The organism is Endozoicomonas sp. SESOKO3, from assembly GCF_024606255.1.
The window spans coordinates 1-9758 of sequence record NZ_JAHHPR010000237.1 but is presented as its reverse complement, the minus strand read 5'-3'; the positions used below and the strand labels follow the sequence as shown (position 1 = coordinate 9758).

The following is a 9758-nucleotide window of genomic DNA, read 5'->3' as shown; positions in this document are numbered from 1 at the left end:
CAAGTACGGTTATTCTCTGAAAAGTAACTCAGTATTACTGATGCGAAACCGTGACTTATCCGATTACCTGGCGTTTGTCGATACCGAGTGGAAAGGCGGTATGTATGCAGTTGCCAACCTCGAAGGCAGTATCTCCACAGGACTCTTCGCAGCCCCCTGGGCAGCCATGCTGAAGTATGGAAAAAAAGGGTACAGACTCAGGGCTCAGCAAATCTATGATACTGCGGCCAAAATGGTAAAAATCATCCAGAACTTTCCCGAACTGCACGTCATGGGTGAACACACCATGTGTCTGGCTTTCAAATCAAGAGAGAATACGTTCAAGGTGAACCACATTAAGGATTACATGGGTAGAATGAAGCCAAGATGGCGCTTTAACGGGCTGAATCACCCCGAAGCCCTTCACTTCTGTGTGACCGGCCCACAGCTTGATAACGTTGACTTTATCGAGCGATTTAACAAACACCTCTCAGAAGCCGTCGAGTACGCCAGAGAGATGACCCGGAAAGGGATTGAACCCACTAAAAGTAATGTCTATGGCGTCAGCGGTGTCGACATCGAACTGGAAGAGGTCATCAATAAACAGGCCTTTGCCCGGGCCGGTGGTTACCTGATCCGGGATACCGCTGACAGGAATGAACAGATAAAACAGTTCAAGATGGATATGCGAAGAATCGTCCACAAAGGACTCGGGATTCGTCGCCCTATGGAAAAGCACTTTAATCCCGATGAGATCTGAACCAGTAAACTCTTTGAGGCAACGATACACAGGCAGGCATTCCAATGTTAACCTTTAGGGGATGGCGTGCTAGCATGCCGCCCCCCTGAGCTTTAACAGCCCTGAGCTAAAACAGCCCTGAGCTAAAACAGCCCTGAGCTAAAAAAAACTGAGCCCTGAGCGCGATTTGGAGAGATCATGACAAGACGCTTTCATACAGGAGCCATTCTGCCCCTGCTACTGATCACCAGTCTGCTGACAGCCTGCGGCTTTCAGCTGCGGGGCAAGGTCGATATTGCCAGTGAAATTGCCCAGCTGTCTGTCTCAGGGAGTGACCTCCCTTTTGTCAGGGAGTTAAAAAAAGCCCTGACACTGAGTGGTATTGAGATCACAGACAATGCCCACTACCACCTGCAACTGGTAAGTCTGGAGCGCACGACTGGCGATGAGATTCAGGCCAGTGCCGGTCAGTACGAACGCCTGCTGACCCTGAAAGCAACCTACCAGCTCAGCACGAATGATGGTCTGAAACTCTTTGACCCCATTGTACTCTCCAATGAGCGTTTCATGTTCCAGGACAGGAACCTGACCAACGCAGCTCAGAGCGAAGAAGCCATCATCTTTGATCAGCTTCGTCAGGAACTGTTGTTGACCAGTGTCCGCAGGGTAGCCGGTATTTCCGGTGATGTGCTTCGCCAGGAAGAAGAGCGAGCCCGCAAAGCCCGTGAGACCGAGCGCGAGGCGCTCAAAGCACAACAATGAACATCAGACCCGATCAACTCGGTGCCCAGCTCAAGCGACAACTCTCCGCTGTTTACATAGTCAGTGGCGATGAACCCATGCAAGTCTCGGAGTGTTGCGATCAAATCCGGCAAGAAGCAAGAAAACAGGGTTTCACCGAGCGTCACGTTTACCATGTCGACAACAGTTTTGCCTGGGGTGATTTTCTGGAAGCAGCCAACAGCCTCTCACTGTTTGCTGAAAAGCAGATCCTTGAGGTCAGGATGCCCAATGGCAAGCCGGGTGATGCCGGCCGCAAGGCCTTTCAGGAATACCTGAAACATCTTTCCCCTGACAACCTGCTGCTGATCATTACCGACCGCCTTGATAATGCCAGTCAAAAGGCGAAATGGTTCAAGACTCTGGAACAGAAAGGACTGTTTATTCCTGTCTGGCCTATTGAACATGACAAGCTGCCGGGCTGGATTGCCCGACGTCTGAAAAGTCAGGGGTTTGAGGCCAGTCAGGACGCTCTCTCGTTGCTCTGCGAACGCATTGAAGGAAACCTGCTGGCCGCCTCACAGGAAATTGAAAAGCTGAAGCTACTGGCGGACGGTAAAAAGATTGAAGTGGAAACCGTCAGGGAAGCGGTTTCTGACAGTGCCCGCTACGACGTTTTCCAGCTGGCTGACTCAGCATTGAATGGTGATTCGAAGTCCGTGGTCAGAATACTGGGTGGATTGAAAAGCGAAGGCATCGAGCCACCGGTTGTACTCTGGGCTCTGGCACGTGACGTGCGGCTGCTCAGCCATCTCAGCCGCTTAAAATCCCGGGGTATCTCGTCCAATGTGGCTTATGATCAGGCGGCCAAAATTCATGGCATGTCACCCTTTATTCTCAAGAAACGCAAAAACCTGCTGGAAAAATGTATGGGTCGTCACAGTGAACGTGCCTTTAGACAAATGCTGATCCACACCGGCCATATTGACAAAGGTGTCAAAGGGCTCGAAAAACTCAACAGCTGGGATGAATTACTGACCCTGAGTCTCAGCCTGGCCGGCATGCCAGCCTTCACGCCAGAATCTGCCTCAAACGCTTGAGGCTATCTCCATGATGACTCTCCGTGAGTTTCACTGATTGCCATCACCAGCGACCTCATGTTTTTAATGGCATCAAGCAGAAAACTGTTACCGTCAGACGTCTGGCTAAAAATTTTCTTCAGACTCAAACATTAAACTCATTCTGTCTTTAATTAGTCGCTTATAATTTCTTATTGCACTAAATAACCCTGCCTACTAGACGCATTCGCAACAAGCGAACGACTTCTATAAAGGCTCCTAAAGCTGAGCCGATGGTTCGAGAGATCCGAAACCGCGCACAGGAGTGTATGGATATGATTTTTCGAAACCTGCTGGGAGCAGCTGCTGCAATGCTGATAGCAGGCTGTGCCTTCAACCTGTCAAACCATAAAGGGGCCTATAACGAAAAATGGTCCAAGGCCAAAAACCTGACTTATGCAGGCGGCATGCACGAACACGTGCATGACCAGCAGTTGCCGGCAGGAGCTTATAGCAAGGAAGGCAAGCTAGAGGATTACAAACTGGGTAATATCTCCCACCCTGCCTACGGTGCCGCCAGCGGTGTTGTGGGTGTAAATGTCAAACCTTATGGCGCTTTTGAACACTTTTACTGGGGATGGACTGTACCGGGCGCCAGCCATTATGACCACCACAGATTATTTGCCTGGATGCCCATCACCATGGCCGAAGATGAGATCCGAGCCAGAGAAACGATGGAGCGGATGCTTACCCGCTCCGCCATGACCGTCCTTAACGACATGAATTACAAGTACAAGCCGATCAAAACGCCTTATCAGCATAATGGTCTGGCTTTCAAGCAGTGGTACCTGGAACAAACCGGCGCCACTTGCTCTTTTGCCCGTATGAACTGTGTTCTGAGCCTTTATATCCCGGTTCCAACAGCTGTAGACCAGGCTCCTCCTTTCTCCTATTTCAGCATCGCGGGAGAGCCAGCCTGGTTTTTCTCAGCTATGGATGATGACGCTTTCCCACGACTGTCCATCACCCAGGGTGAAGGACTGGAAAGCATTAGCGAGAATGTCTTCTATCAGAAGCTAAGTGCCCGCCTGCCAGGATGGACGTACTTTTACATGGCACCCAAAGAAGTAGGTATTGGAGACGACAACAAAACCATTGCCTACCCCTATATACTGGAAAAAGGCAAGCCTCTGCTGTTCATTCGCCCCAACAAGTAGATAAAGACAAAAAGCAAACCTCAAAATCGTTGCTATAGTTTTGAGGTTTACTGATACAGCGGATCCCCTGTTAGCCCTGTGCAGATAAATCCGGCTCATCAGACAATGGGTAAGCTGCATTGAACAAGCCATATCAAAAAATAAGCAGGCGGACTAACAGTCCCTGAATGGAATGTCTGACCACAATAGATCCACTCTGCCACAAGCCTGCAACAACATTCAGGCCACCAGGGGCCAGTTCAGTAGCAGACTGGGCTTTATTATTGCCGCTGCCGGTTGCGCAGTGGGCGTCGGCAACATCTGGAGTTTTCCAACCCAGACGGCACAAAATGGCGGTGCAGCCTTTGTTCTGGTCTATCTCTGTTTTTCATTCATTCTTGCCTACCCAACTCTGGTGGCTGAACTCACTATCGGTCGATACAGTCAATCCAACTCGGTCACTGCTATGACCAACCTGGATAACAGAAACTGGGTCAGAGCGCTGGGCTTTATCACCAGCATCATGGGGTTGCTGACACTGACTCTGATTTACAGCTTTTACAGCATTGTCGGGGGCTGGTTCACAGGCTTCTCTCTGGCCCCGATCTTCGAATTGAGTGGCCTGCACACGGTGGCCACCTGGCTGACCGATTTCAACATATACTCGACGGTTCTGGTCACTCTGATGTTCATGGCTCTGACAACATTGATCGTCAACGGAGGGGTTAAAGAGGGTATAGAGCGATGGTGTAACAGACTGATGCCCGCCCTGTTCATTATTCTGTCTGTGCTCATTGTTTTCGCGCTCAGCCGACCCGGTGGTATGGAGGGTTTAAAAGTCTATCTGATTCCAGACTTTTCCAAACTGCTGAATCAACAACTTTTGATTTCAGCCCTCGGGCAATCTTTCTTTTCCATGTCTCTGGGTGTGGGTTGCATGATGGTTTATGGCTCCTATTTGAGTAAAAAAGCCAACCTTCCACTCACTGCTTTTCAAGTTGCACTGGTCGACAGTTCAGTGGCGTTTCTGGCCGGCATGCTAATCATTCCCTGTATGTATGCGGCCATGCAGCAGGGTATAGAGATCTACACTGCTCAAGGACAACTCCACAGTGCTGACACGCTGGTGTTTAACGTACTGCCAACCTTATTTAACCAACTGGGAGTGTCTGGACAGCTGGTTGCCCTGGCTTTCTTCGTGCTGCTAACGATTGCCGCGCTGACTTCATCAATTTCTCTGACCGAGCCGACCGTAGCCTTTATGGTTGAAAAGCTCTCTTTCCAACGCCACCGTGCCAGCTGGTGTATTACGGTGATCTCAGCCTGCTTGTCGGTTTTGATCATTTATCACATTGAAACGCTTCTTGGCTTGACCGTTAAGATCGCTACTCAGTATCTGCAACCCGTTCTGTGCCTGATAATTGCCATCTACGGCAGCTGGATCATGCGTCAAAATCGCCTGCTCAAAGCGTTGAGTCAGGGCTTTCCTGAAATCCGGAAGAGTCTGTTCTGGAAGATCTGGCCCTGGTATATCAGGACCATTTGTCCGGGTCTGATTCTGATAATCTTTCTGAGCAATCTCTGATCCCTTATACTGCGCAGCCTTTTTGACAATGAAGTTGAATCCATGAGCGCATCATCCTGGTTATCCCTATTGGCAGTCTGCGTCCTCGGGGCGATATCTCCGGGTCCCAGCCTCGCCGCAGTCATGAAAAGTACGCTCCAGGGTTCAAGACATCATGGCCTGGTGACCGCCCTCGCTCATGCAGCGGGTATTGGTATTTATGCTTTTCTGGTAGCCGCCGGTATAGCGGTTGTCATTACCCGGACTCCATGGCTGTTTAAGCTGATGACCTGGCTGGGTGCCGCGTACCTGATCTGGCTGGGTTACAAAGCTATCAGCGCCAGTGGAACATTGATTGGTGATGCATCAGGACAACATGCCTCATCACTTTCTCTTCGTCAGGCCGCTTTGGATGGATTCCTGATCTCCTTTCTTAACCCCAAGATCGCCGTCTTCTTTTTGGCTCTGTTCAGTCAGTTCGTTAACGCTGAAACCACATTGACAACGCAGCTGCTAATGGCTCTTATGGCGACTCTATGTGACGGCCTCTGGTACTGTTTGATTGCTGGTGTTGCTGGACACGCCAGTATCCTGCCAACATTGAGAAAAAGAGCAAAACTGATCAGCGGGCTGTGCGGTGGATTATTGATTCTGGTGGCGTTGAGAATTTTAATGATCTAATCCCCGGATCAATCCATGCCTCCATTTTGTGTCCCTATGAGCTCGACCGAGAATAGACTGCTCTTCGCGGCAATTGCTCCTGCTCCTGCTCCTGCTCATGCCTCAATGCAGTCGTGCGCTGTCAGCAAATTAGTCTAAAAATCCCGGTTTATAAAACCAGTCTATCAATCGTTGAGTTTCCCTTTGGGTATGAGTATTTCAGACGGTTCATTTATGTTGCACAGAAACAATAGACTAGTATACTGGTCTATACAATCCAAAAAAAGAGGCCGCTGAAATGCCAGAAGAAATTGGCTCTTATGATGCAAAAACCAAGCTCCCAGAAATTCTTCGCCGTGTTGAGGCTGGAGAAGCTTTTACCATAACTAACCGTGGTAAACCTATTGCTGACCTGATCCCCAGTCGAGCTAAAAGTCGTTTGAGGGCTAAAGCAGCCATTAATAATCTACTAAAGATGAAGAAACCAACCATATCTGATGTTGATTTGAAAGCTCTGCGTGAAGAGGGTCGCCGATGATGACAGATTTCGTGTTAGACAATTCTGTAACTATGCGCTGGCTATTGAAAACAGAAGATGCTGCTGATCAGCAGTATGCCGAGGATGTTATGGCCACACTGGTTTCGGTTGACGCAATTGTTCCAAATCTCTGGCATCTGGAAGTGTGTAATGTAGTGTCTCGGTCAGAGCACAGAGGTGATGTAGAGATTGCCCTGTCTGAAGGATTTCTTGCTCAGCTGGAAAATCTGCCTATTTTCGCTGATCCGTTAACGGCTAATCAGGCGTTTAGTCGAACACTGGGGCTTGCCAGAAATTACAATCTCAGTAGTTATGATGCAGCCTATTTAGAATTGGCAATTCGTGAAGGTCTGCCACTTGCCACTCTGGATGATGCACTGGCGAATGCTGCAAAAAAAGCAAGCGTGAAGCTATATCTCAAAAGTTAACCAGTGCAGAGAATGTTCTCGCCATCAGAAAGACTCGTTGTCCTGAATTTTTTATTTTTTAAGATATGTAAAGTACACGACAGGCTCTATACAAAATACAACCTGTCGTTCATCAGTCACAATCAGTCGAGAAGTGACACGTCTCTGACAGCACCTTTATCGGCACTGGTCACCATAGCCGCATAGGCTTTCAGTGCGGCAGAAACCTTACGAGGCCTTTCTTTCAGAGGCCTCCATGCGGCTTTGCCTTTCGCTTCCATCTGGGTGCGACGCTCAGCCAGCTCTTCATCAGACAACTTTACGTCGATGGTACGGTTTGGGATATCGATACGAACGATATCACCCTTTTCCACCAGACCAATGTTGCCACCTGCTGCCGCTTCAGGAGAAGCATGACCAATGGAAAGCCCGGATGTACCGCCAGAGAAACGACCATCAGTCAGCAGCGCACACTCTTTACCCAGACCTTTGGATTTCAGGTAACTGGTTGGGTACAACATTTCCTGCATACCCGGGCCACCTTTAGGGCCTTCGTAACGGACGATGACAACATCACCGGATTTTACCCGACCTTCGAGAATATCACTGACCGCATCTTCCTGACTCTCACAGATATGAGCAGGTCCTTCGAAAACCAGAATACTCTCATCGACGCCAGACGTTTTTACCACACAACCGTCCAAGGCAATATTACCCGTCAGAACCGCCAGCCCCCCTTCAGTGCTGTACGCACTTTCCAGTTTCCGGATACAACCTGACTCGCGATCATCGTCCAACGTTGGCCAGCGAGTGTCCTGACTGAATGCCTGTGTCGTACGAATACCCGCAGGACCCGCCTTGAAGAAAGTCCGTACCGATTCGTCACCGGTCTGTTTAATATCCCATTTTGCCAAACCTGCGGCCACAGTTTCACTGTGAACCATGGGGATATCGTTATTCAACAGTCCTGCCCGATCCAGTTCACCCAGAATGCCAAACACTCCACCAGCACGATGGACATCTTCCATATGGTATTTCTGGATATTAGGTGCCACCTTGCAAAGCTGAGGCACCTTACGAGACAGAGCATCAATGTCCTTCATGGTGAAATCGACTCCAGCTTCCTGTGCCGCAGCCAACAAATGCAGAATGGTATTGGTGGAGCCGCCCATGGCGATATCCAGACTCATGGCATTTTCGAAGGCCTTATAACTGGCAATAGCGCGAGGCAGGACAGACTCATCATCCTGATCGTAGTATCGCTTAGTGATATCGACAATCCGTCGACCGGCTTCGAGGAAGAGTTGCTCACGATCAGCATGAGTGGCGAGCATGGAACCATTACCCGGCAAGGACAGACCCAATGCCTCCGTCAGGCAATTCATGGAGTTGGCCGTAAACATGCCGGAGCAGGAGCCACAGGTTGGGCAAGCTGAACGCTCATACTCAGCAACCGTTTCATCATCAGCATCCGAAGCGGCAATCACCATGGCATCGACGAGATCCAGGCCGTGCTGAGCCAACTTGGTTTTGCCGGCTTCCATGGGGCCGCCTGAGACGAATATAACAGGGATATTCAGTCTCATGGCAGCATTGAGCATTCCGGGCGTAATTTTGTCGCAGTTGGAGATACAGACCAGAGCATCTGCAGTATGAGCATTCACCATATACTCAACGGAGTCAGCGATGATGTCACGACTGGGCAGGGAGTAAAGCATTCCATCGTGACCCATAGCGATACCGTCATCGACGGCAATGGTATTAAATTCTTTGGCTACACCACCGTGCTTTTCAATTTCTCTGGCCACCAGCTGTCCCATGTCTTTTAGATGAACATGGCCGGGAACAAACTGGGTAAAAGAGTTGGCTACGGCAATAATAGGCTTTTTGAAGTCATCATCCTTCATACCCGTGGCACGCCAAAGCGAGCGGGCTCCAGCCATATTACGACCGTGGGTCGAGGTTCTTGAACGGTATGCAGGCATGACTCACTATCCTTTCTCTCTGGTTCTTGATCCTGATGTTTGAGAAGCTCTCTGGGAAGGAGGCTATCTATTGTCTTCCTTGGCGGATTCGGGATTATAACAGAATGACGGAAGCCTGATAGGCTCCCGAAAGATAATGCAGGACAAGAATTAAACTGCGTGCTCTATCCGGCGGCGATTATACTCATTGACCATACTGTCTATGGTAGACTGATCGTATTCCCGCAAGTTGGCCAGAACCATGGTTTTCTTCCCCTGTCCCACGACTTTATCACCATCCTTAAAGATAAAACCCAGGGTGACATTGCCACGTTTGCCATTCACTTCCAAAGAAGACTGGGAAGCCTCTATCACCGGATCTTTCAGATCAATCCTTTCCAGATGAACCGACATGGTTTCATAGATAACCAGAGGCCTTGCCACATTAATCATGACATTCTTTTCTTTCATCAGTGGCACCAGCACATGAGGAAAGTTTTCACCCGAGAACGCCACATATGCCTTGACCAGCTTTGCAATCATATCGGCATCGTTTGTTTGCTCACCACTGTGCTCAACCCGGAGGTATTCCTTCTCACTCTGGTCACAAATAATCTTGTCACCATTCCTGGCATCTGCTATTGACAGGGTAACGCCATCGCTGACCATACCGCTGAAAATCACCCTCATGTCGGGATACAGCCCTTCAGAGCTCAGGATTTTGGCGAAAAGAAGATCACCGGGCACACAAAACTTCTTAGTGTCCACATCATGCAGCGGGTTGAAGTCATTGGCGATATTCTTGGCAAAATCACTGGACTGCTGGCGACTGAATGAGAACTGGTTATTTTCCAGCTCCGTACAATATTGGTCTAAAAACATAATCTTATTCTGTTGGCCTGATCTTGCAGGAGCATGACCAGCGCTCAATCC

10 protein-coding genes are annotated in these 9758 nt (G+C 49.4%); 8 read left to right on the top strand and 2 right to left on the bottom strand.

Annotated features, from left to right (window positions below):
* From KDK18_RS04300 to KDK18_RS04265, 8 genes are all read left to right on the top strand, one after another.
* On the top strand, window positions 1–739 hold a 739-nt coding region (locus KDK18_RS04300; RefSeq protein ID WP_257253456.1), incomplete at its 5' end, for a hypothetical protein.
* 177 nt (window positions 740–916) lie between these two features.
* Window positions 917–1480, top strand: a complete 564-nt coding sequence (locus KDK18_RS04295; RefSeq protein ID WP_257253455.1) for a hypothetical protein — start codon at window positions 917–919, stop codon at window positions 1478–1480.
* Window positions 1477–2538: a DNA polymerase III subunit delta gene (gene holA, locus KDK18_RS04290; RefSeq protein WP_257253454.1), complete on the top strand. Its 1062-nt coding sequence runs from the start codon at window positions 1477–1479 to the stop codon at window positions 2536–2538. The genes KDK18_RS04295 and holA overlap by 4 nt, the downstream gene beginning before the upstream one ends.
* 293 nt (window positions 2539–2831) lie before the next feature.
* Complete coding sequence (locus KDK18_RS04285; protein WP_257253453.1) at window positions 2832–3713, top strand: hypothetical protein; 882 nt, start codon at window positions 2832–2834, stop codon at window positions 3711–3713.
* Window positions 3714–3885: 172 nt separating this feature from the next.
* Window positions 3886–5277 carry a sodium-dependent transporter gene (locus KDK18_RS04280; RefSeq protein WP_257253452.1) on the top strand — a complete coding sequence of 464 codons (1392 nt, stop codon included), beginning with the start codon at window positions 3886–3888 and terminating at the stop codon, window positions 5275–5277.
* Window positions 5278–5319: 42 nt separating this feature from the next.
* Window positions 5320–5937: a LysE family translocator gene (locus KDK18_RS04275; protein ID WP_257253450.1), complete on the top strand. Its 618-nt coding sequence runs from the start codon at window positions 5320–5322 to the stop codon at window positions 5935–5937.
* Between the two features lie 277 nt (window positions 5938–6214).
* On the top strand, window positions 6215–6454 hold the full coding sequence (locus KDK18_RS04270) for a type II toxin-antitoxin system Phd/YefM family antitoxin (protein ID WP_257253449.1): 240 nt from the start codon (window positions 6215–6217) through the stop codon (window positions 6452–6454).
* A complete protein-coding gene (locus KDK18_RS04265) occupies window positions 6451–6882 on the top strand; it encodes a type II toxin-antitoxin system VapC family toxin (RefSeq protein WP_257280051.1) in 432 nt (143 codons plus the stop codon). The genes KDK18_RS04270 and KDK18_RS04265 overlap by 4 nt, the downstream gene beginning before the upstream one ends.
* 122 nt (window positions 6883–7004) lie before the next feature.
* Here the strand turns inward: KDK18_RS04265 and ilvD are convergent, their stop codons facing one another.
* Window positions 7005–8846: a dihydroxy-acid dehydratase gene (gene ilvD, locus KDK18_RS04260; RefSeq protein WP_257253447.1), complete on the bottom strand. Its 1842-nt coding sequence runs from the start codon at window positions 8844–8846 to the stop codon at window positions 7005–7007.
* Window positions 8847–8996: 150 nt separating this feature from the next.
* A partial coding sequence (locus tag KDK18_RS04255) for a DUF3581 domain-containing protein (protein WP_257253446.1) occupies window positions 8997–9758 on the bottom strand: 762 nt, incomplete at its 5' end.